We start from the raw sequence: 25920 nt of genomic DNA on the forward strand, positions 1-25920 counted from the left end.
GGACCGGCGGGCCGGCCGCCCGGGAGAAAGCACCTCATGGGTCTCACCAGCAAAAAGCTGCTGATACTGGCCATCGTCCTCGCCGTGGCGTTCTTCGTGCTCACGGTCTGGCTGTGGCCGCGGCTGTCGGGACGCAGCTGGCGCCCGGTCCTCGGCCGGGTCGGCGCCCTGCTCCTCACACAGGTATCGCTGTTCGCCGCCGTCGGACTCGCCGCCAACAACTCGTTCGGCTTCTACGCGTCCTGGGCCGACCTCTTCGGGCAGGAGCAGGAGCCCGGCGTCGTCACGAATTACCAGACCGGTCCGGACGGCACCCGGCTGACGAAGCTCGGCGCCGAGCGGTTCAACGTCGACGGCAGCTCCCGGCCGAAGGTCGCCGGGCGGATCGAGAAGGTGGTGCTGCACGGCGAGAAGTCCGGCATCAGCAGCCCCGCCTTCGTCTATCTGCCGCCGCAGTACTTCCAGCCCGCCCACGCCCACAAGGTCTTCCCGGCGGCGCTGGTCCTCACCGGCTACCCCGGCACCGCCCAGGCGCTCTACAAGAAGCTGCACTTCCCGCAGACGCAGTACGCGCTGCACGGCAAGGGCAAGATGCAGCCGATGGTCCTGGTGATGATGCGGCCGACCGTCGCCCCGCCCCGTGACACCGAGTGCGTGGACGTGCCCGGCGGCCCGCAGACCGAGACGTTCTTCACCGAGGACCTGCGCCGCGACATCGCCGGCCACTTCCGCGTCGGCAAGGACGCCAAGAGCTGGGGCGTGATCGGCGACTCCACCGGCGGCTACTGCGCGCTGAAGATGACGATGCGCCACCCGGAGTCGTTCTCCACCGCGGTCGCCCTCTCCGGCAGTTACAAGGCGCCGCTGGACGCCACCACCGGCGACCTCTTCGGCGGCGACCCGCAGCTGGAGCGGGAGAACAACCTGCTCTGGCGCCAGCGCCACCTCCCCGCGCCGCCGGTGAATCTGCTGGTCACCAGCAGCAAGCAGGGCGAGGGCAACTTCCACCAGACGCTGAAGTTCATCCAGCAGACGAAGTCGCCGTCCAAGATCTCGTCGATCATCCTCGACAGCGGCGGCCACAACTTCAACACCTGGCGCCGCGAGATCCCCGCCGCCATGGAGTGGCTGGGCGGCCGGCTGAAGGTGTGAGGAAACGGCACGGCACACGGACCGCACGAAGGGGCGGGCGCTCACGGGCGCCCGCCCCTTCGTCGTACCGCCTTACCGCGCGAGTATCAGGCTCATCGCCTCGGCGCGGGTCGCCGGATCGCGGAGCTGACCGCGGACCGCGGAGGTGGTGGTCTTCGCACCGGGCTTACGGACCCCGCGCATCGTCATGCACATGTGCTCGCACTCGATGACGACGATGACGCCGCGCGGCTCCAGGATCTCCATCAGGGAGTCGGCGATCTGCGTCGTCAGCCGCTCCTGGACCTGCGGACGGCGGGCGAAGACGTCCACCAGCCGGGCCAGCTTCGACAGCCCGGTGATCTTCCCATCGGCGGACGGTATGTATCCGACGTGCGCCACCCCGACGAACGGCACCAGGTGGTGCTCGCAGGTCGAGGTCACCTCGATGTCCTTGACCAGCACCATCTCGTCGTGGCCGATGTCGAACGTCGTGGTCAGGACGTCCTCGGGCGCCTGCCGCAGCCCGGCGAAGATCTCCTTGTACGCGCGCGCCACCCGTGCCGGGGTCTCCAGCAGGCCCTCGCGGTCCGGGTCCTCACCGACCGCGATCAGCAGCTCCCGCACGGCGTTCTCGGCACGCTTCACGTCGAACTCGCCGATCGTGGCGTCGCCGTCCAGCGTCACAGGGTCGGTCATGTGGTGCCTCGTTCCTTCTGCGCCCGCTCCGAATGCGGAAACCGCGCCTCCCAGGCTAGAACCTGGGAGGCGCGGCGGACATTCCGGGGCGGTGTGTGTTCCCGTCAGCTTTCGCGGGAGTCTTCCGAGGGCCCCGTCTTCTCCGTCTTGTCCATCGAGACGGTGCCGTTGCCCGGGACCGTGCCGTTGGCCGGGGACAGCTCCCGCGGGGAGAGCACCGGCGGACGGGACGACGGGGTGCGCCGCGAGGAGCCGGTCCACGCCGGGCGGGCCGGACGCTTCACGATGTGCTTGAAGACCTCGGCGATCTCCTCCTTGCCCAGAGTCTCCTTCTCCAGGAGCTCCAGGACGAGGTTGTCGAGAACGTCGCGGTTCTCGACGAGGATCTCCCACGCCTCGTTGTGCGCGGTCTCGATGAGCTTCTTGACCTCCTCGTCGACCAGCGCGGCGACCTCCTCGGAGTAGTCGCGCTGGTGACCCATCTCGCGGCCCAGGAACGGCTCGGAGTTGTCGGTGCCGAACTTGATGGCACCGAGGCGCTCGGTCATGCCGTACTGGGTGACCATCGCGCGGGCGGTGGCGGTGGCCTTCTCGATGTCGTTGGCCGCGCCGGTCGTCGGGTCGTGGAAGACCAGCTCCTCCGCCGCACGCCCGCCCAGCATGTACGCCAGCTGGTCGAGCATCTCGTTGCGGGTGGTGGAGTACTTGTCCTCGTCGGGCAGGACCATGGTGTAGCCCAGGGCCCGGCCGCGGGACAGGATCGTGATCTTGTGGACCGGGTCGGAGTTCGGGGAAGCCGCCGCGACCAGGGCGTGTCCGCCCTCGTGGTACGCGGTGATCTTCTTCTCCTTGTCCGACATGATCCGGGTCCGCTTCTGCGGACCGGCCACGACGCGGTCGATCGCCTCGTCCAGGAAGTGGTTGTCGATCAGCTTCTTGTCGCTCCGGGCCGTCAGCAGCGCGGCCTCGTTGAGGACGTTGGAGAGATCGGCACCGGTGAAGCCGGGGGTCCGCTTGGCGACGGCCGTGAGGTCGACGTCCGGCGCGACCGGCTTGCCCTTCTGGTGGACCTTCAGGATCTCCAGACGGCCCTGCATGTCCGGACGGTCGACGGCGATCTGCCGGTCGAAACGGCCGGGACGCAGCAGCGCCGGGTCGAGGATGTCCGGACGGTTGGTGGCGGCGATCAGGATGACGCCGCCCTTGACGTCGAAGCCGTCCATCTCGACGAGGAGCTGGTTGAGCGTCTGCTCGCGCTCGTCGTGACCGCCGCCGAGACCGGCGCCACGGTGGCGGCCCACCGCGTCGATCTCGTCGACGAAGACGATCGCCGGGGCGTTCGCCTTGGCCTGCTCGAAGAGGTCACGCACCCGGGAGGCACCGACACCGACGAACATCTCGACGAAGTCGGAGCCGGAGATCGAGTAGAACGGCACGCCGGCCTCGCCCGCGACGGCGCGCGCCAGCAGCGTCTTGCCCGTTCCGGGCGGGCCGTACAGCAGGACACCCTTGGGGATCTTGGCGCCGACGGCCTGGAACTTCGCCGGCTCCTGGAGGAACTCCTTGATCTCGTGGAGCTCCTCGACCGCCTCGTCCGACCCGGCGACGTCCGCGAAGGTCGTCTTGGGCGTGTCCTTGGTGATCAGCTTGGCCTTGGACTTCCCGAAGTTCATCACCCGGGAGCCACCGCCCTGCGCCTGGTTCATCAGGAACAGGAAGATGATCGGGATGAGGATGAAGGGAAGCAGCGTGATCAGCAGCCCGACGAACGGGTTCTGCTTCGACGGGGCGACCGTGTAGCCGTCCTTGATCTCGCCGGTCTGGTACTTGGCCTGCAGGTTCTTCGCGATGTCGACGCCCTGGTCGCCGATGTAGCTCGCCTGCAGCTTGTTGGAACCCTCGATCTTGTTGTCACCCGACAACTCGATCTTGATCTTGTTCTCGTCGCCGGTCGTCAGCTCGGCGGATTTCACCTTGTTGTCAGTGATCGCCTTGACGACCTGACCGGTGTCCACCGTCTTGTAGCCGCCGGATTCCCCGACGACCTGCATCAACACGACCACGGCGAGGACGGCCAGCACGATCCACATGACCGGCCCACGGAAGTATCGCTTCACGTCCATCCATACGGAGCCGTCAGGGCCCCGTCCCTCCTGCCACAGTGAGGCACAACAGCCCTGCGGAGGGCTGGTCGTGCGTACGGTGTATTACTGGCCCGAAAAATTGAGTGCCTTCGGACGGTACCCCAGCATTGTCACCCGTCGGCGACGCCGACAGCGAACAATGTCCACACGGATTCCGTTCTCTGCTTCAACGGCGGGCGGCCCCGGCGGGTTCCCACCGCCGCGCGGCCGCCACGCCGTATCTCTTCCAGGCCCTCGCCGATCCGTACGACCGGCGAGCGGGTGCCGTCCTCAGCCGCCGTACACGTGCGGTGCGAGGGTGCCGACGAACGGCAGGTTGCGGTATTTCTCGGCGAAGTCGAGGCCGTAGCCGACGACGAATTCATTGGGAATGTCGAAGCCGATCCACTTCACGTCGATATCGACCTTGGCGGCCTCCGGCTTGCGCAGCAGCGTGCAGACCTCCAGCGAGGCGGGCTCGCGCGAACCGAGGTTGGACAGCAGCCACGACAGCGTCAGACCGGAGTCGATGATGTCCTCGACGATCAGGACGTCCCGGCCCTTGATGTCGGTGTCGAGGTCCTTGAGGATGCGCACCACGCCGGAGGACTTGGTGCCCACGCCGTACGAGGACACGGCCATCCAGTCCATCGTGACGGGGGTGGACAGCGCCCGCGCCAGGTCCGCCATCACCATCACGGCGCCCTTCAGGACGCCGACGATGAGCAGGTCCTTGCCCGCGTACTCCGCGTCGATCTTCGCGGCCAGCTCGGCCAGCTTCGCGTCGATCTCTTCTTTGCTGATGAGTACCGACTCAAGGTCGGAGCCCATGTCCTTGTCGTCCACCCGTGCCACTCTCGCTCGGTTCGGTGTCGTGTCCGTCGCCGGACTGATCAGGCGGGGCAGCGGTCCTGCGGCTCAGCCCTGCCGAATGACAAGTCTGCCACCCTGCCGTCGAACACCGACGCGCCCGGGGAGATTGAGAGCGCCCTGCCCACGCCAGGCCGTGATCAGCCGGTCCACTTCCTCGATGTGCCGGGCGAAGAGCGAACCGGCCGGTGCGCCCGCGTCGATGACCGCCCGGCGCAGCACCCGGCGGCGCACCGCCGGCGGCAGCGCGAACAGTCCGGCGACGTCGAGCGTGCCCTCCGCGCCGCGGACCGTGCGTTCGGCGTCGGCGGCCCAGGAGTCGAGGGCGTCGGCGTCGTCCCGGGAGAGCTGTGCCGTACGGGCGAGGGCTTCGACGACGCCCTTGCCGAGCGCCTTCTCCAGGGCGGGCAGCCCTTCGTGGCGCAGTCGGGAGCGGGTGTAGGAGGGGTCGGTGTTGTGGGGGTCGTCCCAGACCGGGAGGGACTGGATGAGGCAGGCGGTGCGGGCGGTCTGGCGGTCGACGCCGAGGAACGGGCGGCGGTAGCGGCCCAGGTGGCCGGTGGTCGCGGCCATCCCGGAGAGGGAGCGGGTGCCGGAGCCGCGGGCGAGGCCGAGGAGCACGGTCTCGGCCTGGTCGTCGCGGGTGTGGCCGAGGAGGACGGCGGCGGCGCCGTGGCGTTCGGCGGCGGCGTCGAGGGCGGCGTACCGGGCCTCGCGCGCGGCGGCTTCGGGGCCGCCCGCCTTGCCGACGCGGACGGTGACCGCCTCGGCCGGGTCGAGGTGGAGGGAGCGCAGCCGCAGGACGACCTCGGCGGCGCGGAGGTCGGAGCCGGCCTGGAGGCCGTGGTCGACGGTGACGCCGCCCGCGCGGACGCCGAGCCGGGGGGCTTCGAAGGCGAGGGCGGAGGCGAGCGCCATGGAGTCGGCGCCGCCGGAGCAGGCCACCAGGACGAGCGGGGGCTCGGTCCTGGCCTGGGCGCAGTGCCGGTTGAGTACGTCGTGGAGTACGCGGCGGACCGCCAGGCGTATCGCGGCGACCGCTGGATGGGGACCCATGTCCGTTTCCAATCGTTCAGCTGGGGAGCCTTGGTCCGTGGACGACACATTCGTCACACAGAGTGCCTAGATGGTGACAGAGGCGAGCAGTTCCCCGAGCATTGCACGCCTATCCCCTGGTAACGGTCCCTCAGAAGGGTGATTACGGGGGCGCACATCTGCCGTCCGGCGTGCGCGCGGCGCGTCTTTGCCCTACGGTGCTCCGTCCCCCGCACCCGGTGCTCCGTCTCCTGCGCCCTTCACCCGGGCGATCCAGTCGGCGGGCGCGGCGATCTCCTGCTTGGTGGGGAGGGTGTTGGGAGACGTCCAGACGCGGTTGAAGCCGTCCATGCCGAGGTCGTCGACGACCGCGCGGACGAAGCGTTCGCCGTCGCGGTACTGGCGCAGCTTGGCGTCGAGGCCGAGGAGCTTGCGCAGCGCGAGGTCGAGACGGCCGGCGCCGCTGGCCCGGCGCTGCTGGAACTTCTCGCGGATCTCGGCGACGGAGGGCACCACCTCGGGCCCGACGCCGTCCATGACGTAGTCGGCGTGGCCCTCCAGGAGCGACATCACGGCGGTCAGCCGGCCGAGGATCTCGCGCTGGGCCGGGGTCTGGACGAGGTCGACGAGGGAGCGGGACTCCGCCTCGCCGGATTCGCCCTCGGGCCGGGCGCCGGTGAGCGCCTGGGCGGCCTCGCGGAGCCGTTCCACCAGGGTGCCCGGGTCGATGTCGGTCTCGGCGAGGAACGCCTGGACCTCGCCCTCGATGTGGTCGCGCAGCCAGGGCACCGCGGTGAACTGGGTGCGGTGGGTCTCCTCGTGCAGGCAGACCCAGAGGCGGAAGTCGTGCGGGTCGACCGCCAGCTCCCGCTCGACGTGGACGATGTTGGGCGCGACGAGCAGCAGCCGGCCGCCGCGGGCGCCGGCGGGCAGGTCCCGCGAGGCCGGGGCGAACGTCTCGTACTGGCCGAGGACGCGGGAGGCGAGGAACGACAGGAGCATGCCCAGCTCGACGCCGGTGACCTTGCCGCCGACGGCGCCGAGCACCGCGCCACCGGGGCCGCCGGGGCGGCGCTCGGCCATCTTGGCCAGCAGGGGTTTGAGCACCGCGCGGAACCCGGCGACGTTCGCCTTGATCCAGCCGGGGCGGTCCACCACGAGGACGGGCGTGTCGCGCGGCGCGTCGGCGCCCCCGGACTGCGCCATCCGGGTGAAGGCGCGGACGTGTTCCTCGGAGGACCGGGCGTGCGCGCGCAGCTCGGCGACGATCGCCCGCGCCTCGTCGCGGCTGACCTCCGGACCGGGCCGCACGAACCGCGTCGCCGTCGCCGCCGCGAGGTTCCAGTCGACCATCTCGACTCCACCGATGCTCGTCATGCGTTTCACGGTACGTGGGTGCATCGCTCGGGGGTAGCCGAAGGTCGCCCCGCGGGGCGGCGGGCTCCGGCGGATCAGCGGCAGCCGCAGTTGGCGACCGCCGAGGCGAGGGTGTCGAGGGCCTTCTGGGCGCCCTGGGCGTCGCTGGTGCCGTTGGTCATGAACGCGAAGACCAGCAGCCGACCGTCGGCGTCGACGACGGTCCCGGCGAGGGTGTTCACGCCGGTCAGGGTGCCGGTCTTGGCGCGCACCGCACCGGCGCCCGCGGTGTCGGCGTAGCGGCTGCCGAGGGTGCCGGTGAAGGCGGCGACGGGCAGTCCGGTGACGATCGGGCGCAGTTCCGGGTGGTCGGGCGCCGAGGCATGCAGCAGGAGGCGGGCGAGGAGTTCCGCGCTGACCTGGTCGTCGCGGTCGAGCCCGCTGCCGTCGTCGAAGCGGGCTCCGGCGAGCGGCAGGTGCTGGGCGGCGAGCGCCTTGCGGACGGCTTCCCCGGCGCCGGAGAAGCTGGCGGGGCGGTGGGCGCCGAGGGCGGTCTGCCGGGCCAGGGCCTCGGCGATGTCGTTGTCGCTGTTGGTCAGCATCCGTTCGACGAGGGCGCCGAGCGGCTGGGAGCGGACGGTGGCCAGGCGGGTGGCGTCCTTCGGCGCGCGGGCGGCCGACGGGGCGCCGTCGACGGTGATGCCGCGTTCCTTGAGCCGGGCGGCGAAGGTGCGGGCGGCGGCGGCCGACGGGTCGTCGGCGCGCGGCGCGGGGCCGTTGTCGCTGTCGTCGAGGCGGCCCTCGTCGGCCATGAGCGGGGTGACGCGGGCGAGGTTCTCGTTGGGGCCGATGGAGTGCAGGGCGGGCCCGGAGTAGAGCGAGGTGTCGTAGGCAAGAGAAACCTTCTTGCTACCGCGCTTCGCGAGGGCGCGGGCGGTGTCGTCGGCCAGGTCGCGCAGGCTGGCGGGGCCGTCGGCGCCCGCGCCCGCCCGCGCGGTGAGCGTCGGGTCCCCGCCGCCGACCAGCACGATCCGCGGCGCCGCGGGCTTGCCGCCCTTCGCGTCGTCCTTGGACTTCTTGTCGTCCGTGCCGCCCTCGGGGTGCTTGCCGTCGTCCGCCGCCTCCGCCGCGGTCACCACCGTCGTCTCGATGCGGTGGTCGGGGCCCAGGGTGGTGAGGGCGGCGACGGCGGTGGCGAGCTTCACGGTGGAGGCGGGCACCGCCGCCGCGGTGGGCTTGGCGGCGAACACCTGGTGGCCGGTGGCGACGTCGATGACCGACGCGGTCCGCAGCGCGCCCAGCGCCTTGTCCTTGAGCAGCGGCGAGAGCGCGTCGGCGAGCCCGGTGCCGGTGGGCTGCGGGGCCGCGCCGCGCCCGGTGGCGCCGGCCCCCGGGAGGCCGAGCGCCGGGAGGACCTGCGGGAGCGAGGGACCGCCGCCCGCGCTCCCCGGCGCACCGTCGCTGCCGGGCGCCCCGCCGTGATGTACGCCACCCGTACCGGCCGCGGCCCCCGCGCGGGCCCGCTCGGCCGTACGCTGACCCGAGTCCCAGGGCCCGGCCACCGCCACCGCGGCCGTCGCGGTCGCCAGGCCCGCGGCGGTGGCCACCGCCGTCAGGCGCCAGGTGCTCCGCGTACGCGGCGGTGCGGCGTGCCAGGTCCGGCGGGCCTCGTGGCCGGCCCGCTGTGCCGTACGGGCCGCGGTACGGGCGCACGCCCGGGCCGAGCGTCGCGCCGTCTCCCATTTGACCTGCCACGATCCGGTCTCCGGCACCTTGGACCAGCCCCTTTCGCCAGCACCCACCTGCGTGGGGGACACTTAATCACCAGACCTATGTGTTGATCATGGAGGAGCCACCCGTGGAGTTCGACGTCACCATCGAGATCCCGAAGGGTTCGCGGAACAAGTACGAGGTGGACCACGAGACCGGTCGGATCCGCCTGGACCGTCGACTCTTCACCTCGACCAGCTACCCCGCGGACTACGGCTTCGTCGAGAACACCCTCGGCGAGGACGGCGACCCGCTGGACGCGCTGGTCATCCTGGACGAGCCGACCTTCCCCGGTTGCCTCATCAAGTGCCGCGCCATCGGCATGTTCCGGATGACCGACGAGGCCGGCGGCGACGACAAGCTGCTGTGCGTCCCGGCGTCCGACCCGCGCGTCGAGCACCTGCGGGACATCCACCACGTCTCGGAGTTCGACCGCCTGGAGATCCAGCACTTCTTCGAGGTCTACAAGGACCTGGAGCCGGGCAAGTCCGTCGAGGGCGCCGACTGGGTCGGCCGCGCCGAGGCCGAGGCCGAGATCGAGGCGTCGTACAAGCGCCTGGAGGCGCAGGGCGGCGCCCACTGACACCGGGCTCCCCGGGGGCCGTCGCAGGCCCCCGGACCCGGCGCACGGCGCGCTGATTTTCGTAACGGAACGGGCGGCACCCACTCGGGGTGCCGCCCGTTCCGTTGGCGCATTCCGGCCGATGGTCAAAAGCCGCGGGTGCGCTTGGCCGCGCGGCGGCCGGCGCCGGGCATCTCCGGCCCGGGGGCGCGCAGGAAGAGCCGGGCGACCTCGCTGCCGAGGTTCACGCCGACGGCGATGGCGAGCGCCAGCGACGCCGCCTTGATCAGCGAGGCGATGCCGTCGAGGAGATTGCCCTGGGCGAAGTTGAGCAGCCCGAAGTACGTGGCGCTACCGGGCAGCAGCGGGCCGATGGCCGCGGTGACGTACGGCAGCGCCGAGGCGTAGCGGTAGCGGGACAGCAGCTGGCCGAAAAGGCCGACGAGACCGGCCGAGATGGCCGTGGACGGCACCGCGTTGAGCCCGGCGACGTTGGCGAGGGCGCCGTAGACGACCCAGGCCACCCCGCCGTTGAGGGTCGCGAACGCCACCGTGTGCCGCTCCTGCTGGAGCAGGACGCAGAAGGCCAGCGCCAGCAGCATGGACGCGCCGGTCTGCACCAGCGGCTCGTTGTAGACGTGCAGCGCCTGCTCGGGGTTGAGCCGCTTGAGCCCGGGGTCGAGCTGGAGCCCTATGTAGAGGATGCCGAGCACGCCGACGACGATGCCGACGATGAGGTAGACGACCTCCAGGAGGCGGGCGGCGGCGGTGATGTAATAACCGGTCAGCCCGTCCTGGACGCCCGCGACGAGGGCCCGCCCCGGGATCAGGGCGAAGAGTCCACCGGTGATGACCGCGGACGCCTGGACGTTGGCGTGCGCCAGACCGAAGCCGACACCTATGGCGGCGGGCGGCATCGCGGCCACCACGAACTGGTAGAACTCCGGCAGCCCGCGGCCGGACGCCAGCCAGGCCAGCCGGTCGCCGAGCATCGAGCCGACCGCGGCGGCGACGAAGACCAGCAGCCCACCGCCGACCAGTATCGAGGCGCCGCCGGAGAGCAGCCCGGAGGCGAGCGTCAGCGCCCAGGTGGGGAACGGGTGGCGGTTACGGCGGATCTCGGCGAGCCCGCGGTACGCCTCCTCCAGGGTGATGCCCTCGGAGGTGATGTCGTCGACCAGTCGGAAGACCGCCGACAGCCGGGTGTAGTCGACGCCGCGGCGCCGCACGGTACGGCTGGCGGTGACCGGGTCGTCGACCAGCGACGGCTGGTACGAGATGGACAGCAGGGTGAAGGTGACGGTCGGCTCGACACGCTCCAGCCCGTAGGCGTGCGCCACGCCGAACATCGCCGCCTCGACGTCCTCGGCGCCCTCACCGCCGGCCAGCAGGATCTCGCCGATACGCAGGGTGAGGTCGAGGACGCGGGGCACCGCGGGCCCGGTCTCGTCGTCGGGGCGCTCCGTGCGCTCCGGGGTGGGGCGCTCGTGGATCGGCATCCGCAGCATGGTCCGCATCCGGTCCTGCCACGGCGCCTCCTTGGTGAGGCTGAGCACCGGAATGCCGTGCGGCGGGGTGAAGGCGGGGAAGCCACCGGTGGGCGCGCCGCCCGGCGGGGCGAAGGCTGAACCTTCCTGCTCCGAGGGGACTTCCGGCTTCAGCCCCTCGGGCAAAGCGAATTCGGAGGTGGTGCTGGACTCGTCCTCGGGCAGCGGTGGCTGAGGGACGCCCAGCGGTGGCGTGAAGGCGCTGCGCACCTCGTCCGACGTCGACTTTCTGTCCTCGTCGGGAGGCTCGGCCGGGCCGTTGCCACCGCCGCTGCTCCGCCCGCGGTGGTGGCCGTTCTGGGGGTGTGGTGTGCCGTTGGTGGAGCGCTGGCCGCGCTGTGGGTCCGACGCCACGTTTCTTCGCTCCTCGTACGCCTCCTGCGACCGTCAAGGACACGATGCCTGATGACGCTTCCGGGCGCGCGGGGCGGGGGTTGACCGGTTCCGACAAAGGAGTCGGACAGGATGAACTGCACATTCCCGACGGTGCCGGGGGCCATGCCCCGTAGGGCGTGACCGAGGGGAGAGTACGGGAGTGCGGCGGGATGGTGTGGAGGCGCATCCCGTACCGGGAGCACGCCCGCGCACCCCACGGCGAACCGCCCGCCCCCGGGCGTGGGGACGGGCGGTCGAGGGGCGTACGGAGAGGGGCCTCGGCAGCGTGGGAATTCCTACGCTGCCGGCCTCCCCGCAGGCTCAGCGCTTGGCGTGTCGGCCGCGACGGGCGTCACCCGGCGCGCCACCGGCCACGGCCTGCTCGGCCACCACCGCCTCGGCCTTCTTGGCCTTGCCGCGGGCCCGCAGGTACTCGATGGCGATCGGCACGACGGAGATCAGCACGATCAGGATCAGTATGGCCTCGATGTTCTTGTGCACGAACTCGACGTTGCCCAGCGCGGCGCCGAGCACGGTGACCCCGGCGCCCCACAGGAGGCCGCCGATGATGTTGAAGGTGAGGAACGAGCGGTAGTTCATCCGGCTCACGCCCGCGATGATCGGCGTGAACGTCCGCACGATCGGCACGAAGCGGGCCAGGACCAGCGACTTCGGTCCGTACTTCTCGAAGAAGTCGTGGGCCTTCTCGACGTTCTCCTGCTTGAAGAGCTTGGAGTCGGGCCGCTTGAAGAGCGACGGGCCGACCTTCCGGCCGAAGAGATATCCGGTCTGATCGCCGAGGACCGCGGCCAGCACCACCAGCGCGCACACCAGCCACAGCGGCTTGTCCATCTTGCCGGTGGTCACCAGCAGACCGGTGGTGAACAGCAGGGCGTCGCCCGGCAGGAAGAACCCGATCAGCAGGCCGGACTCCGCGAAGACGATGACCAGGACACCGATCAGACCGAAGGTGCCGATCAGGAAATCCGGGTCCAGCCACTGGGGGCCGAGCGCGAGAGTGTTCACGGGGTGAAGGCTCCTGTGTCGAGGGCGCCGGATCTGCGGTGCGACGGAGGAAGCGGCGGGGATCGGGCGCGTGTGCGGGCCCAAAGCTATCAACGCCGGATGACCGGGCAGGGTTCCTCCGCCCACCCGACCGGGTCCGGCCGGGCCGCCGCACCCGGGGCGCCCCGCTCCGTCCGACCGGGAGGAGAAGCCCTCCGCCGCAGGTCGGAGCGGTCGCCGGCGGTCGCTCGTCCCGGCGGAGGATGCCCGGCCGCGGGAACCGGGCGATGCTTGCGTCACAGGCGCCACACAGTGAAGGAAGTGCGAGACGTATGGGCATCGAGGAATTCGGCGGCGGACAGCAGGCCCAGTCCGACGTGCTGGTGGTGACGACGAACGACGTCCCCGGTTTCACCGTGCAGCAGGTCATCGGCGAGGTCTTCGGGCTGACCGTCCGCTCGCGCCATCTGGGCAGCCAGATCGGCGCCGGGCTGAAGTCGATGATCGGCGGCGAGCTGAAGGGCCTGACCAAGACGCTGGTCGAGACCCGTAACCAGGCCATGGAGCGGCTGATCGAGCAGGCCCGCTCGCGCGGCGCCAACGCGGTGCTCATGTTCCGTTTCGACGTCACCGAGGCGGCCGACGTCGGCACCGAGGTCTGCGCCTACGGCACCGCCGTGGTCCTCGCCCCGAAGAGCTGACCCGCGCGGGCCGCGGCGCCCTCCGCGGAGACCCGCCCCGGCCTGCGCACCGCCCGGTCGGCGCGCCCCTCGTACGGGGGCGCGCGGCGCACCGCCGCCCGCCCCGGCCGGGCACCCCGCTCCCGCCCCGGACACCACGCCGTGTCCGGGGCGTCCGCATGGTGAAAAGACTTGTGGCGGGACGGGCCCCGGGTGAGATTCTGCGGCCCATGTTCGGGATAACTGACCTCTCCACCTATTTGGCGGGCCTCGCCCTGATCATCCTGCTGCCGGGGCCGAATTCGCTCTACGTCGTCTCGGTCGCGGCCCGGCTCGGCCCCCGCGTCGCGTACCGCGCGGCGGCCGGGGTGGTCTGCGGGGACACGGTGCTGATGGCGCTGTCGGCGGGCGGTGTCGCCTCGCTGCTCAAGGCCAGCCCGGTACTGTTCACGATCGTGAAGTTCGCCGGTGCCGGCTATCTGACCTGGCTGGCCGTCGGGATGCTGCGCGGCGCGGTGGCCCTGTGGCGCGGCCGGGCCGCCCGTACGTCCGACGAGGCGGCGACCGGCACCGAGCCGGCGGCCGCGACCGCGGTGGCCGGGGCGGCCGCCGCCGAGGCCCCGGCCGGCGACGGCAAGGAGCCGGTGGAGCGCCCCTACCGCCGGGCCCTGGTGGTGAGCCTGCTCAACCCGAAGGCGATCTTGTTCTTCATCTCCTTCTTCGTGCAGTTCGTCGACCCGTCCTACGCGCACCCGGTGCTGTCGTTCCTGGCCCTGGGCGCCTGGGCGCAGCTGTTCAGCCTCACCTACCTGTCGATCCTGATCTTCAGCGGTACGTATCTGGCCGCGACGTTCCGGCGCCGCCGGAAGCTGACCGCCGGCCTCTCCGCGGGCGCCGGCGCCGCCTTCCTGGGCTTCGCCGCCAAGCTCTCCCTCGCCGGGACGGGCTGACCCGGGCGCCCCGGCCACACGCCCGGCCCCTCCCCGCGGGCCGCCCGCCGTCCGCCGCCCTAGGGTCGGCCGAGGAGGTGCGGCATGACCCTGCACAAAGGCGCGTCCGCGCGGCCCGGTCACCCGGTCAACCCCTTCTACGGCGAGGCCGACCCGATCGGCGGCATGGCGGAGACGCCGCCCCGGCACACGCTCCCGGACGGCCCGCTCGCCCCGCACACCGCCTATCAGTACGTGCACGACGAGCTGATGCTCGACGGCAACGCCCGGCTCAACCTCGCGACCTTCGTCACCACGTGGATGGAACCGCAGGCCACCGCGTTGATGACCGAGTGCCGGGACAAGAACATGATCGACAAGGACGAGTACCCGCGCACCGCCGAACTGGAGCGGCGCTGCGTGGCGATACTCGCCGACCTCTGGCACGCCCCCGACCCGGCCGCCGCCGTCGGCTGCTCGACCACCGGCTCCAGCGAGGCGTGCATGCTCGCCGGGATGGCCTTCAAACGCCGCTGGAGCCTGGCGAAGGACCGCAAGGGCGCCCGCCCCAATCTCGTCATGGGCACCAACGTCCAGGTCTGCTGGGAGAAGTTCTGCACCTTCTGGGAGGTCGAGGCGCGCCAGGTCCCCATGGAGGGCGACCGCTTCCACCTCGACCCGCAGGCCGCCGCCGACCTCTGCGACGAGAACACCATCGGCGTCGTCGCCATCCTCGGCTCCACCTTCGACGGCTCCTACGAACCGGTCGCCGAGATCTGCGCGGCGCTCGACACGCTCCGGGAACGCACCGGCTGGGACATCCCCGTCCATGTCGACGGTGCCTCCGGCGGGATGGTCGCGCCCTTCCTCGACCCGGACCTGACCTGGGACTTCCGCCTCCCCCGGGTCTCCTCGATCAACACCTCGGGCCACAAGTACGGCCTGGTCTACCCCGGTGTCGGCTGGGCCCTGTGGCGCGATGCGGCGATGCTCCCCGAGGAGCTGGTGTTCCGCGTCAACTACCTCGGCGGCGACCTGCCGACCTTCGCGCTGAACTTCTCCCGGCCCGGCGCCCAGGTCGTGGCGCAGTACTACACGTTCCTGCGGCTGGGCCGGGAGGGCTACCGCGCCGTCCAGCAGGCCACCCGGGACGTGGCGACGTCACTGGCCGCCCGCATCGCCGCGCTCGGCGACTTCGCCCTGCTCACCCACGGCGACGAACTCCCGGTCTTCGCCCTCACCACCGCCCCCGGCACCACCGCCTTCGACGTGTTCGACGTCTCCCGGCGGATGAAGGAACGCGGCTGGCTGGTGCCCGCGTACACCTTCCCGCCGCACCGCGAGGACCTCGCCGTCCTCCGGGTGGTCTGCCGCAACGGCTTCTCCCAGGACCTCGCCGACCTCTTCCTCAGCGACCTGGAACAGCTCCTGCCGGAACTCCGCGCCCAGCCCCACCCTTTGCAGCGTCCCGCCCGCAAAGCCACCGCGTTCCACCACTGACACCGGAGCCACCGGCCACCCCGTCGCCCCCCGGTGGCCGTCCCTACGCCTCGTCCCCGGGGTGGACCTCACCCGTCGCGTACGGATTCTCCGCGCCCTCCGCCAGCACCCCCACGAACGGCTCGCCCTCCCCTGCGAAGACGTACGCCCCGCCCTCGATCCGCGCGATCAGCCCGCGGGTCCAGGCCGCGCCGTGTTCGGCGGCGTCGACCCACATGTGCATGATCTCGCCGATGTGTCCGAGCCCGTCGGGCACCTCCGCGGGCAGGTACTCCTCGATCGTCGTCGCCCGCCACTCCTCCAGGGCCCGCACCCGCTCCCGCAGCAACGCCACCGCCTCCGCCCGCGGAAGCTCCACGAGGAAGCCGAGCCCGGCGCTGAGCACGTCGTTGCGCTGACCGGGCCGCGCCAGCGCATCCCGCAGCAGCGCGAAGAACTCCGCCTCGCCGGCGTCCGTCATCTCGTACTCGGTACGCGGCGGACCGCCGTCCGGGCTCGGCGCGGTGTCATGGGCGCGCAGCAGTCCCTGCTTCGCCATCTGCTTGAGCGCGTGGTAGATCGAACCGGGCTTGGCCTGCGCCCACTCGTGCGCGCCCCAGTACTCCAGATCGCCCCGCACCTGATAGCCGTGGGCCCGCCCGTGCTGCCGGACGGCACCCAGGACCAGCAACCGCATCGCCGACATCGCCCCTCCGTCCACCGCACCCGGACGCGAAACGACCGGCGCGCCCGGTGGCACCAGCCTAGGGGCGCCCCGGAGCGGCGACCGGCCCCGGGGCGTACCGCGCCGCCGTCAGAACGGGAAGCGGGAGCGGCCGTGCTGGATGGAGATCCACTTGGTGGTGGTGAACGCCTCGACCATCGCCTCGCCGTTGAGGCGGCCGACACCGGAGCTCTTCTCGCCGCCGAACGGCACGATCGGCTCGTCGTGCACGGTGCCGTCGTTGATGTGGATCATGCCGGTCTCGATGCGCTTGGCGAACCGGACGCCCCGCTCGATGTCCGCGGTGTGCACCGCGCCGCTCAGCCCGTACGGCGTCGCGTTGGCCAGCCGCACCGCGTCCTCGTCACCGTCGAACGGCACCAGCACCACCACCGGACCGAAGATCTCCTGGCCCAGCAGCCACGAGTCCTCCGCCACCCCGCCGAGCACGCTGGGCCCGACGAGCGTGCCGTCGCTCTTGCCGTGCAGCAGCGCGGTGGCGCCCTCGCCGACCGCCCGCCCGACCAGCGAGGTGATCGCCTCGGCCTGCCCCTCGTTGATCAGCGGTCCGATGTGGGTGGCCGGATCGGCCGGGTCGCCCACCTTGAGGGACGCGACCTTCGCCACGAACTTCTCGGTGAACTCCCGCTCCACCGACCGGTCGACCAGCACCCGGTTGGCCGCCATACAGACCTGACCCTGGTGGATGAAGCGGCTGAAGACCGCGGCGTCCACGGCGTAGTCGATGTCCGCGTCGTCGAGGACGACCAGCGCGCTGTTGCCGCCCAGCTCCAGCACGGTGTGCTTGAAGTGCCCGGCGGCGACCGTCGCGACGTGCCGGCCGACCTTCTCGGAGCCGGTGAACGAGATGACCTTGGGCACCGGGTGCGCGATCAACGCGTCACCGATCTCGGCGATGTCGGTGACCACGACATTCAGCAGTCCGGCCGGCAGCTCGGCCTCCTCGAAGATCCGGGCGACCAGCCCGCCGCCGCAGATCGGGGTGTTCTGGTGCGGCTTGAGGACGACGGCGTTGCCGAGCGCCAGCGCCGGGGCGACCGACTTCATCGACAGCAGCAGCGGGAAGTTGAACGGGCTGATCACCCCGACGACGCCGACCGGCAGCCGGTAGAGGCGGTTCTCCTTGCCGTCGATCGGCGACGGCAGGATGCGGCCCTCGGCGCGCAGCGCCAGCTGCATCGCCTCCCGCAGGAACTCCCGGACCAGATGCAGCTCGAACCCGACCTTGGCGTGGGTGCCGCCGACCTCCGCGGAGATCGCCGCGGCCAGCTCCGCCTCCCGGTCGTCGATGATCCGCAGCGCCCGCTCGAAGACCAGCCGCCGGGTGTACGGGTTGGTGTCGGCCCACGCCTGCTGCGCGCGCTCCGCGGCACGGTACGCCTCGTCGATCTCCGCCGCCGTGGCGACGGGTATGGAGGCCAGCTTCTCCCCGTTGTAGGGATTGAAATCGACGATGTCCCACGAGCCGCTGCCGGAGCGCCACTCGCCGTCGATGAACTGGTACGCCAAGTCGTCGAAGTAGGACATGCCATCCCGATCTGGAGAACTGGGCGCCCGAGGAGCCCAGTTGTGGGGTATTGCCTCCTGATGGCTGGTCATCCTACCCACGCGTCACATCAATTGGAGTAGACCACGCAAAAGGTCACGACTCTCCGCAGGACTCGGCCCCTCCTCCTGCAACCGCCCCATCACCCGTGCGTACTGGGCGACCTCCTCGGGCTTGTCCACGTAGAGCGCGCTGGTGAGCTGCTCCAGATAGACGATGTCCGGCAGCCCGTCCTCCTGGAAACCCAGCATCGTGAAGGCGCCGCTCTCCCCGGAGTGGCCGCCCATCTGGAAGGGCATCACCTGAAGACGCACATTCGGCCGTTCCGACACCTCTATGAGATGTCTCAACTGCTCGCGCATCACCTGTCTCTCCCCGTACGGGCGACGCAGCGCGGCCTCGTCGAGTACACAGTTGAACTCCGTCGGGCGCTCGGCGACCAACAGCTTCTGCCGCTCCAGCCGGAGCGCTACCCGGCGCTCGATCTCCTCCGGCGTGGCGTCCGGCATCCCGCGCCGCACGACCGCGTCCGCGTACTCCTCCGTCTGCAACAGGCCGTGGATGAACTGCACTTCATAGGTGCGCAGCAGCGAGGTGGCGCCCTCCAGGCCGATATATGTCTGGAACCAGCCGGGGAGCACATCGGAGTAACTGTGCCACCAGCCCGCGACGTTGGCCTCGCGCGCCAGGGACTGCAGTGCGGCGCGCTCCTGCTCGTCGCTCACGCCGTACAGCGCCAACAGGTCTTCCACATCGCGGGACTTGAAGCTGACCCGCCCCAGCTCCATGCGGCTGATCTTGGACTCGGAGGCGCGGATCGAGTAGCCCGCCGCCTCCCGCGTAATGCCGCGCGACTCCCGTAGTCGGCGCAGTTGCGATCCCAGCAGGATCCTCCGCACCACCGACCCGTTCGACTCACTTGCCGACACCGTTTCGCCCCTCCCATGGCCCCGACCCGCCCAACAACGCCCGGCAGTCTGCCACGTTCCTGCGTCGTTGAGTGCTCGGCCGGTTACTGATATGTGAGGTCCGCGCATGCCCTCCACACCCTGCACAGGAGAAGAATTCACCGCGAACCGGAATCCATCCTCATAACCCTGGCACGTGCACGTGCATCTGCCCTTGCATCTGGCGTACGCATTCGGAACCATGGGCGTCGCACGCATGCACGCTCGTGAAAGATCCGCCAGACCCTGCTGGACCGGCCGGGTCATGACGTCCGCGAACGCCAGGAGTGCCTCGCATGGGGACCAAGGTTTTGACCAGGCTCGATCCATTAGGGCAGAGCGTCTTTCCCGTCGACCCCTGGACAGTCTCCGGCTCCGCCTCCTGCTCGCTGCCACCGCACTACGAATCGGTGGGCGGCGCGCGGAAGTTCACCCGCGACACGCTGCGCGACTGGGGCCTGGAGGGCCTCTTCGACGGCGTCGAGCTGGTCGTCTCCGAGCTGGTCACCAACGCCCTGCGCCATGCGGTCCTCGCCGCCCCGCAGCTGGCGGACGACACCCCGCCGGCCCGGCTGCACCTGATGCACTGGTCCTCGCGGCTGGTGTGCGCGGTGCGTGACCCCAGCGACGATTCGCCGGTCGCCGGCGAGGCGGACTTCGGCGCGGAGGGCGGTCGCGGGCTGTATCTCGTGGAGTCGTTCAGCGACAGCTGGGGCTGGCATCCGCTCTCCGGCGCCCCGCACGGCAAGATCGTCTGGGCCCTCTTCCGGGTTCCGTAACCCCTTCCCCCCCGGTGGCGCACACCGCTCCCGGGCCGGACCGCCACGGGCGCAGCACACGCCGGGGCCACCACCACCGGGGCCCCGGCACACCTGCGCCCGGACGCGGCGACGGGCGCCCGCGAGGGCGTACGGATCCGGCGACGCGCGGGCACCCGCACGCCCGCCCAGGGCGCCGGAAGGGCCGGAATCCCCGCACGTCAAGGCGCGGACCGCACCCGGCCCGCGCCTCCGCAAAACACCTCTGACCTGCGGCGATACGCCTCGGTCGCGCCCCCGACGGTCAGTCGCGGATCAGGTGGTCGAACTCGCCGTCCTTGACGCCGAGCAGCATCGCCTCGACCTCGGCGGGTGTGTAGATCAGCGCGGGCCCCTCGGGGAAACGCGAGTTCCGTACCGCGATCTCCCCGCCGGGAAGCTTCGCGAACTCCACGCAGGAACCCTGCGAGTTGCTGTGACGACTCTTCTGCCAGGCGGCGCCGGGGAGATCGGTCGCGGCCATCCCGTTGTATGCGTGCGGCACAGGGGCTCCCCCGGATCATGACTGACGTTCAACTACTCGGCAGCATAACCAGGTTCACATGCAGATGCATGCACAGATGCACGTGCACGACGGGCGGTGCCGACGCCATTACCGCACGTCAAGCACGGAAAGCCCACTCAAGCCCCGCTACCCCCGCCCCCCTCACGCGTCCCACCGGTTGCCGCTGGGACGTGCGCCGACGTCAACAGGTTCCCGACGATCCCGTGAGACCCGCACCCACCCCGGTCGACACAAACCCCTCACCCCGCCGCGGCCACCCGCCAAGCCCCCTCGGTGCCGCCGGGATACCATCGCTACATGATTACCATTTTCAATAAGATTCCCGAGGTCGCCACCGCCGCCCGCTACGCCGTCCGCCGCGCGGCCCACCGGGCCGTCACGCTCTCCGCACACGCCCCGCGCGAGGAACGGCGCCCCGACGGCCGGGCAGCTCCCTGGTGAACGACGAGGGGCACCCCTCCCCCGGATGCCCCCCTCCCTCGGCCGCCGTGTCCGTTCCGGTCATACTGGGCAGAACGTCCGCAGGCACCCCCGACGAAAGCGAGCGCCCCATGCTCCGGAACGCCTTGGAACCCTGGCACCTGGCCCTGATCATCGTCGCCTGTGTCCTGCTCTTCGGCTCGAAGAAGCTGCCGGACATGGCCCGCGGCCTCGGCCGCTCGATGCGCATCCTGAAGTCGGAGGCGAAGGCGCTCAAGGACGACCGCGCCGCCGAGACCCCCGAGCAGTCCGCGGCCGCGCCCACCGCCGCGCCCCGTACTGAGGCGACCAACGCCGGGCGCTGACCCCGGCCCCGGCCGCCGGAGCACCGCCCCACGGGCCGCAGCCCGGCAGGGACCGTCCCGGCGGCCCCGTGCGGGCCGCTCAGTGGTCCCCGCCCTCGTCGATCAGCCGCCGCACCTCGCGGTCCACGAGCCCCAGCCGCGCCTCGGCGACCAGCGGCACCGCCCGGCGCTGCCGACGCGCCTCGGACGGGTCGACGTCGACGGTGACGAGCGCCGGCTCCCACTTGGGCTCCTGCGCCACCACCGCGCCCCGGGGATCCACCACCCGCGAGCCGCCCCAGAAGGTCGCGCCGTGCTCGCTGCCGACCCGGTTGACGAAGACCACCCAGCACTGGAGCATCTTCGCGGTGTACGAGAGCAGGGTGCCCCAGTAGAGCTCGGTGTCCATCGCCTCCGGGTCCAGGCTCGCCGCACTGTTCGTCGGTACGAACAGCACCTCCGCGCCGTCCTGCACCGCCAGCCACGGCAGCACCGGCTGCCAGGCGTCGTTGCACACCAGCGTCGCCGCCCGCCCGCCGCCCGACGCCTTCTCCAGGTCGTAGGCGCGCATCGACTGTCCGGGGCTGACGTGCTTGCGCTCCTCCCAGGCCAGATAGTTCGGGAGATAGAGCTTGCGGTGCGCATGCTTCAGCTCGCCCGCCGCGTAGTACGCCGAGGTGTTGTACGCGCGCAGGCTGGTGTGCTCGTGGAACCCGATCACGACATCCGGGCCGAGCGTGCTCAGCTCCAGCAGCCGCGGGTCACGTACCTCCACGGAGGTGTCCCGCTGCAGGACACCCAAGTGGTAACCGTGCAGGCTCAGTTCAGGGAAGACCACCAGATCCGAGCCCTCCGCCGCGGCCCGCTCGATCTGTTCCCGGGCGACGGCGAGGTTCCCCTCCACATCCCCCAGCAGGCAGTCGGTCTGCGCCAGCGCCATTCGCATACCGCACTCCCCCTTTTCGTCGCATTTGAGGGCTTCGTCCTGCCATTTTCGCAGAGGACGCCGCCTCCGGCCCCGGCGCGGACCACCGCCCGCGTCCGCCCCCGGCGCACACGGCGGAGAGCGGCGCACCCGGCCACTCCGTTCGAGCCGCTTCAAACCCCCTGGGTGCCCGGTCCCACCAATGAGGGAAAGAACGATCCTTCCCGTACCGGGGAAGGGCCCTGGCGCGTTGATCCGCACAGCCGTCGTCCGCGCCGGGTGGCTTCCAGCCGCAGCGCCACCGGGCCCGCAGGACGACGGCGCTGCGGTCGAGTCGTCCGGCGATGCCGACGGTCGCCTCGACCGGGCGGCCCAGGCCGAGCGGCCCGCCGGATCCGCTCGGCCGGCCGCCGAGCATGTCCCCCACCGCGGACCCGCCGCTCACGGCAGGCCCCGCCCCTCTCCTCCGCCCGCCCCGGGACCCGGAACGCGGCGACCTCACCACGCCACGCTCCGGGCCCGGGGCGAACGACGGCCCGGCCCCGTGTCCGTACGCCCCGGTGACGGAGCGCACACGGCAGCCGGGCCGCCGGGCCGTCAGCGGTTGCCCGCGCCGTTCGCGGACAGCACCGGGATGTCGTCCAGGAGGTGCGACAGCGGCTCGTCGCCCTTGGCCTGGGTGGAGTTCTCGGCGCACTGCTGGTTCTGCGGGTTGGACAGGACGTTGATGTCCTGGACCGTGACCGGCACCAGCAGGCCGACGAGCGAGCCGACGTTCGCCTTGACCGGGATGCCGAGGCACAGGTCGTTCAGCGAGCTCTGGACCAGGCCGGCGGAGGGGCTGAGCTTGCCGCGCGTGGTGGAGTTGCCGTAGGCGGTCTGGGCGCCGTTGCCGTTGACGGTGGACGTGCCGTGGTCGTTGCCGGTCGCCATCGCCTGCGGGGCCGCGGCGGCGGAGAGCCCGAGCACCGACGCCGCAACAGCGGCGCCCGCCATGATCTTCTTCATCGTACAAACCCTTCGGTACGCGGACTTCCGGTACAGAAGCCCTGTTTCAACAACCCGCCACACCGCCCCTGGTTCCGGCCCGTCACCCGAACAGATGGCGATCCGGTGGGCGCCCGGCCGTCACCCTTCGCTCACACGCGCCTCACGCGGCACCCGCCGCTCAAACAGGTCGCCGCGCTCAAGGGGCGGAGCGCCGTCCGGACGCCGGTGGCGGAGCCGCTGAACGCCGTCCTGGGCGCCCCCGGCCCGCCGCGCCTGCCCAAGACCCGACGGATCCCGGAGCGGATGGGGCCCGGACACACACGAGGCCCGCGCCGCCGATCTCTCGACGACGCGGGCCCGGTGCCGCTTCCGGCGGCATGCCCACGCGTCCGCAACCCCATCAATCCCGCGAACGCATGGGCATGCGTCCCTCCACACACCATGACCAACGAATGACCCGGGCCTGTAATGGTCACGTACCGGTAACGATGCCGGACATTCCGTCCCGGCCTTTTCCGGCACCCTTTCCGTCACCCGGATTTCCCCTGCCCGCATTCCTCGCGTACGCATTTCCGTGACCCGTACGCGCACCCTTCCGATTTCCGTACGCATCACCACACCGGAATCCGTTCGAAGGGGAAACGGATGCGGGCAAAGGGAAACCCGGGCCGCCCGGAAGAAGGAGGGCCGGGCGGCCCGGGTCAGCGGGTGCCGGTCAGTGGTTGCCGGCGCCGTTGCCCGAGAGCAGCGGGATGTCGTCCAGAATGTGCGACAGCGCCTCATCACCCTTGGCCTGGGTGGAGTTCTCGGTGCACTGCTGGTTCTGCGGCGAGGACAGCAGGTTGATGTCCTGGACCGTGATCGGCACCAGGCCGACCAGCGAGCCGATGTTCGCCTTGGCGGGCAGACCGATGCAGGGCTTGTTGAGCGAGCCCTGGATGAGACCGATCTGCGGGCTCATGGAGCCGTACGTCGAGGAGTTGCCGTACGCCTGCATGGCGCCGTTGCCGTTGACGGAACTCGTGCCGTGTTCGTTACCGATCGCCATCGCCTGCGGGGCGGCAGCGGCTGCGATACCAACGATGGACGCAGCCGCGGCTGCGGTCGCCAGAGCCTTCTTGATCATTGATTGTCCTTCGCTTTCCGGGTTGCCCGGGGCCGGGCAACATGCCCAACTTCGGCCGTCCGGCCGAGTTGCGCTGATTCACTCAAATGAGCTGGCGTCCCCGACCTGTCAATTACCTGATCGGGATCGCCTGGGAAGTGATCACAGGAACACGGGGCATCCGGCGCCGCGGACGGAGAATTCTCCGGTGCTGAGCTTTCCCGCACCCGTCGCCGCGCTCCGCGTACGGAATTACTTCCCGAGCGGCAGGCCGCCGAGCAGCTTTCCGTCCCGGGTCGCCCCCGTGGCGCCACCCAGGATCTTCTTCGGACCGGACTCCGCCTTCTTCCCCACGCCCGTGACGGTGTCGACCAGCGGCCGGATCTGGTGACCGTCGAGCTGCTCACTGTGGAGCGCGTCGTTGAGGCCACCGTTGAGGCTCATGCTCGGTGACGTCGGCTGCTCGTTCGCAAAAGCGGGAACAGCCGCGCCGAGAGCCATGACGGAACCGGCCAGAACGGCGGCTGACTTCGCGTACTTCACTGTGAACTGTCCCTTCTCGGGCGGTGTTCGACGGGACGCGACATCCCGGCCACATGAGCATTCACTTCGCTGCTCGGATCACCGCATTCCCTCTGCCCAACGATTCCCTGCCCGCGGAGAAACCCCCGAACATGCGTGTTTCCCGGAACGGGTTCCGAAAAGGCGCGCGAATTGCTACAGGCGCAGCGAATTCGGTGCGGGCACCGGTCGGCCCCGGTACACGGAATGTGCACCGGGGCCGATCGGGGCAACGTGATCCGAAATGCTTCGGATCAGTCGGAGACGCAGGTGTTGCCGAAGGCCGGGTTGAGCAGCCCGATGATGTCGATGGTGTTGCCGCACAGGTTGATCGGCAGGTGGATCGGCACCTGGATGTTGTCACCGGAGATGACACCGGGGTCGTTCGCGGTGACACCCTCGGCGCCCGAGTCGGCGAACGCCGGGGCGGCGGCACCGACGGCCATGAGGGCACCGGCGGCAACAGCGGCGATCTTGGTGTACTTCACTTTGAGCCCTTTCCTGCAGCGGATCGGTAACGCGCACGTCCTTCGTGCCGCACGGGCGCAAACCGCCGCCCGTCACTCCGCTGCCGATATTGGTAACGATGGCCCCTCGCCGACGAAACTCCCGCGGAGAAGTTTTCGGAAAAATCGTCCGAACGGCCTGGATCCGCCCGGCAGTTGCCGCCGCAATAGCGCGGCCGCGCCGTCGAAATCACCGCGGGACACACGTACGAGGGATTCGCCGAATACGAATTCCTACTGAGAGGGGTCGAACTGCCCCGCCCCACAGAGGTGGCGGGGTGCCGCCGGTCCGGTCCGCCCGGGAGGAGAGAACCGGGGGGCCGGCCGGCGGCCGAGCGGGGTCAGCGGTTGCCGACGCCGTTGGCGGACAGCACCGGGATGTCGTCCAGAATGTGCGACAGCGCCTCGTCGCCCTTGGCCTGGGTGGAGTTCTCGGTGCACTGCTGGTTCTGCGGCGAGGACAGAACGTTGACGTCCTGAACGGTGATCGGGACGAGGCCGACGAGGGAGCCGATGTTCGCCTTGAGCGGCAGGCCGATGCAGGGGTTGTTGAGGGTGCCCTGGATCAGCTCCAGCTGCGGGCTCATCTCACCCTTGGTGGTGGAGTTGCCGTACGCGGTCTTGGCGCCGTTGCCGTTGACCGTGGAGGTGCCGTTGTCGTTGCCGGTCGCCATCGCCTGCGGGGCGACGGCCGCCGAGACGCCGACGAGGGACGCGGCTACGGCCGCTGTGGCCAGGACCTTCTTGATCACGATTTACCCTTTCGAAGCGGAGTGCCCGTATCCGGAGCGTCCTGGACAACTCGCTTCGTGGGGTGCGGTTTCGCCGGTTCACCCGAATGACGCGAATCCGTAGGCAGATATCACCGCATCCGGGTGGCGTGGTATTGCGGGCCGTGTCCCGGGAACGGCGAAGGCCGGCCGGGGACCGTGGGTCCCGGCCGGCCT

26 protein-coding genes are annotated in these 25920 nt (G+C 70.7%); 8 read left to right on the top strand and 18 right to left on the bottom strand.

The features are described from left to right. Window positions 1–36: 36 nt before the first annotated feature. Complete coding sequence (locus tag ACZ4U4_RS00395) at window positions 37–1152, top strand: alpha/beta hydrolase (RefSeq protein WP_467867812.1); 1116 nt, start codon at window positions 37–39, stop codon at window positions 1150–1152. A 72-nt stretch (window positions 1153–1224) separates the two neighbouring features. Here ACZ4U4_RS00395 and folE read toward each other — a convergent pair whose 3' ends face one another. From folE to dacB, 6 genes are all read right to left on the bottom strand, one after another. Next, the gene (gene folE, locus ACZ4U4_RS00400; RefSeq protein WP_467867814.1) at window positions 1225–1830 is read right to left on the bottom strand and encodes a GTP cyclohydrolase I FolE; all 606 of its coding nucleotides are present in this window, start codon (window positions 1828–1830) and stop codon (window positions 1225–1227) included. A gap of 104 nt (window positions 1831–1934) precedes the next feature. After that, window positions 1935–3953: an ATP-dependent zinc metalloprotease FtsH gene (gene ftsH / locus ACZ4U4_RS00405; protein WP_467867816.1), complete on the bottom strand. Its 2019-nt coding sequence runs from the start codon at window positions 3951–3953 to the stop codon at window positions 1935–1937. Between the two features lie 291 nt (window positions 3954–4244). Further along, window positions 4245–4784: a hypoxanthine phosphoribosyltransferase gene (hpt, locus tag ACZ4U4_RS00410; protein ID WP_030288495.1), complete on the bottom strand. Its 540-nt coding sequence runs from the start codon at window positions 4782–4784 to the stop codon at window positions 4245–4247. A gap of 87 nt (window positions 4785–4871) precedes the next feature. Next, window positions 4872–5879, bottom strand: a complete 1008-nt coding sequence (gene tilS, locus ACZ4U4_RS00415) for a tRNA lysidine(34) synthetase TilS (RefSeq protein WP_467867818.1) — start codon at window positions 5877–5879, stop codon at window positions 4872–4874. A 192-nt stretch (window positions 5880–6071) separates the two neighbouring features. Beyond that, window positions 6072–7235 (bottom strand): zinc-dependent metalloprotease, encoded by a 1164-nt coding sequence (locus tag ACZ4U4_RS00420; protein ID WP_467867820.1) that lies wholly within the window; start codon window positions 7233–7235, stop codon window positions 6072–6074. Between the two features lie 74 nt (window positions 7236–7309). Then, window positions 7310–8986: a D-alanyl-D-alanine carboxypeptidase/D-alanyl-D-alanine endopeptidase gene (gene dacB / locus ACZ4U4_RS00425; RefSeq protein WP_467867822.1), complete on the bottom strand. Its 1677-nt coding sequence runs from the start codon at window positions 8984–8986 to the stop codon at window positions 7310–7312. 86 nt (window positions 8987–9072) lie between these two features. Between dacB and ACZ4U4_RS00430 the strand changes: the two genes are divergently transcribed. Beyond that, a complete protein-coding gene (locus ACZ4U4_RS00430; protein WP_003968257.1) occupies window positions 9073–9567 on the top strand; it encodes an inorganic diphosphatase in 495 nt (164 codons plus the stop codon). A gap of 125 nt (window positions 9568–9692) precedes the next feature. Here the strand turns inward: ACZ4U4_RS00430 and ACZ4U4_RS00435 are convergent, their stop codons facing one another. Further along, window positions 9693–11447 (bottom strand): threonine/serine exporter family protein, encoded by a 1755-nt coding sequence (locus ACZ4U4_RS00435; protein WP_467867824.1) that lies wholly within the window; start codon window positions 11445–11447, stop codon window positions 9693–9695. A gap of 342 nt (window positions 11448–11789) precedes the next feature. Then, on the bottom strand, window positions 11790–12494 hold the full coding sequence (locus tag ACZ4U4_RS00440) for a DedA family protein (protein WP_467867827.1): 705 nt from the start codon (window positions 12492–12494) through the stop codon (window positions 11790–11792). Window positions 12495–12805: 311 nt separating this feature from the next. Between ACZ4U4_RS00440 and ACZ4U4_RS00445 the strand changes: the two genes are divergently transcribed. The 3 genes from ACZ4U4_RS00445 (at window position 12806) to ACZ4U4_RS00455 (ending at window position 15582) form a co-directional block, all read left to right on the top strand. Continuing rightward, window positions 12806–13174 (top strand): YbjQ family protein, encoded by a 369-nt coding sequence (locus ACZ4U4_RS00445; protein WP_030288486.1) that lies wholly within the window; start codon window positions 12806–12808, stop codon window positions 13172–13174. Between the two features lie 209 nt (window positions 13175–13383). Continuing rightward, a complete protein-coding gene (gene leuE / locus ACZ4U4_RS00450; protein ID WP_467867829.1) occupies window positions 13384–14103 on the top strand; it encodes a leucine efflux protein LeuE in 720 nt (239 codons plus the stop codon). A gap of 84 nt (window positions 14104–14187) precedes the next feature. Further along, window positions 14188–15582: a glutamate decarboxylase gene (locus ACZ4U4_RS00455; RefSeq protein WP_467867831.1), complete on the top strand. Its 1395-nt coding sequence runs from the start codon at window positions 14188–14190 to the stop codon at window positions 15580–15582. A 43-nt stretch (window positions 15583–15625) separates the two neighbouring features. On the opposite strand, the gene ACZ4U4_RS00460 is transcribed toward ACZ4U4_RS00455, so the two are convergent. From ACZ4U4_RS00460 to ACZ4U4_RS00470, 3 genes are all read right to left on the bottom strand, one after another. Continuing rightward, window positions 15626–16267 (bottom strand): PadR family transcriptional regulator, encoded by a 642-nt coding sequence (locus ACZ4U4_RS00460; protein WP_467867833.1) that lies wholly within the window; start codon window positions 16265–16267, stop codon window positions 15626–15628. Between the two features lie 108 nt (window positions 16268–16375). Continuing rightward, complete coding sequence (locus ACZ4U4_RS00465) at window positions 16376–17833, bottom strand: aldehyde dehydrogenase family protein (protein WP_467867835.1); 1458 nt, start codon at window positions 17831–17833, stop codon at window positions 16376–16378. Between the two features lie 84 nt (window positions 17834–17917). After that, window positions 17918–18781: a helix-turn-helix domain-containing protein gene (locus ACZ4U4_RS00470; RefSeq protein ID WP_467867837.1), complete on the bottom strand. Its 864-nt coding sequence runs from the start codon at window positions 18779–18781 to the stop codon at window positions 17918–17920. 314 nt (window positions 18782–19095) lie between these two features. Here ACZ4U4_RS00470 and ACZ4U4_RS00475 point away from each other — a divergent pair, with 314 nt between their 5' ends. Further along, complete coding sequence (locus ACZ4U4_RS00475; RefSeq protein WP_467867839.1) at window positions 19096–19578, top strand: ATP-binding protein; 483 nt, start codon at window positions 19096–19098, stop codon at window positions 19576–19578. Between the two features lie 283 nt (window positions 19579–19861). Here the strand turns inward: ACZ4U4_RS00475 and ACZ4U4_RS00480 are convergent, their stop codons facing one another. Further along, window positions 19862–20101, bottom strand: coding sequence for a DUF397 domain-containing protein (locus ACZ4U4_RS00480; protein ID WP_030288466.1), 240 nt, complete (start codon window positions 20099–20101; stop codon window positions 19862–19864). Window positions 20102–20419: 318 nt separating this feature from the next. On the opposite strand from ACZ4U4_RS00480, the gene ACZ4U4_RS00485 reads away from it, so the two are divergent. Then, window positions 20420–20563, top strand: a complete 144-nt coding sequence (locus ACZ4U4_RS00485; RefSeq protein WP_345077515.1) for a hypothetical protein — start codon at window positions 20420–20422, stop codon at window positions 20561–20563. A 110-nt stretch (window positions 20564–20673) separates the two neighbouring features. Continuing rightward, on the top strand, window positions 20674–20907 hold the full coding sequence (gene tatA / locus ACZ4U4_RS00490) for a Sec-independent protein translocase subunit TatA (protein ID WP_467867841.1): 234 nt from the start codon (window positions 20674–20676) through the stop codon (window positions 20905–20907). Between the two features lie 79 nt (window positions 20908–20986). Here the strand turns inward: tatA and ACZ4U4_RS00495 are convergent, their stop codons facing one another. The 6 genes from ACZ4U4_RS00495 to ACZ4U4_RS00520 form a co-directional block, all read right to left on the bottom strand. Further along, the gene (locus ACZ4U4_RS00495; protein ID WP_467867843.1) at window positions 20987–21832 is read right to left on the bottom strand and encodes a nitrilase-related carbon-nitrogen hydrolase; all 846 of its coding nucleotides are present in this window, start codon (window positions 21830–21832) and stop codon (window positions 20987–20989) included. Between the two features lie 576 nt (window positions 21833–22408). Beyond that, window positions 22409–22819 carry a rodlin gene (locus ACZ4U4_RS00500; RefSeq protein ID WP_467867845.1) on the bottom strand — a complete coding sequence of 137 codons (411 nt, stop codon included), beginning with the start codon at window positions 22817–22819 and terminating at the stop codon, window positions 22409–22411. Between the two features lie 697 nt (window positions 22820–23516). Beyond that, the gene (locus tag ACZ4U4_RS00505) at window positions 23517–23927 is read right to left on the bottom strand and encodes a rodlin (protein WP_467867847.1); all 411 of its coding nucleotides are present in this window, start codon (window positions 23925–23927) and stop codon (window positions 23517–23519) included. Between the two features lie 231 nt (window positions 23928–24158). Further along, on the bottom strand, window positions 24159–24350 hold the full coding sequence (locus ACZ4U4_RS00510) for a hypothetical protein (RefSeq protein WP_467867849.1): 192 nt from the start codon (window positions 24348–24350) through the stop codon (window positions 24159–24161). Between the two features lie 371 nt (window positions 24351–24721). After that, a complete protein-coding gene (locus ACZ4U4_RS00515) occupies window positions 24722–24955 on the bottom strand; it encodes a chaplin (protein WP_467867851.1) in 234 nt (77 codons plus the stop codon). A gap of 359 nt (window positions 24956–25314) precedes the next feature. Further along, window positions 25315–25725, bottom strand: a complete 411-nt coding sequence (locus ACZ4U4_RS00520) for a rodlin (RefSeq protein ID WP_467867853.1) — start codon at window positions 25723–25725, stop codon at window positions 25315–25317. Window positions 25726–25920: the final 195 nt, after the last annotated feature.

It is taken from the genome of Streptomyces sp. NPDC029159 (assembly GCF_055564055.1).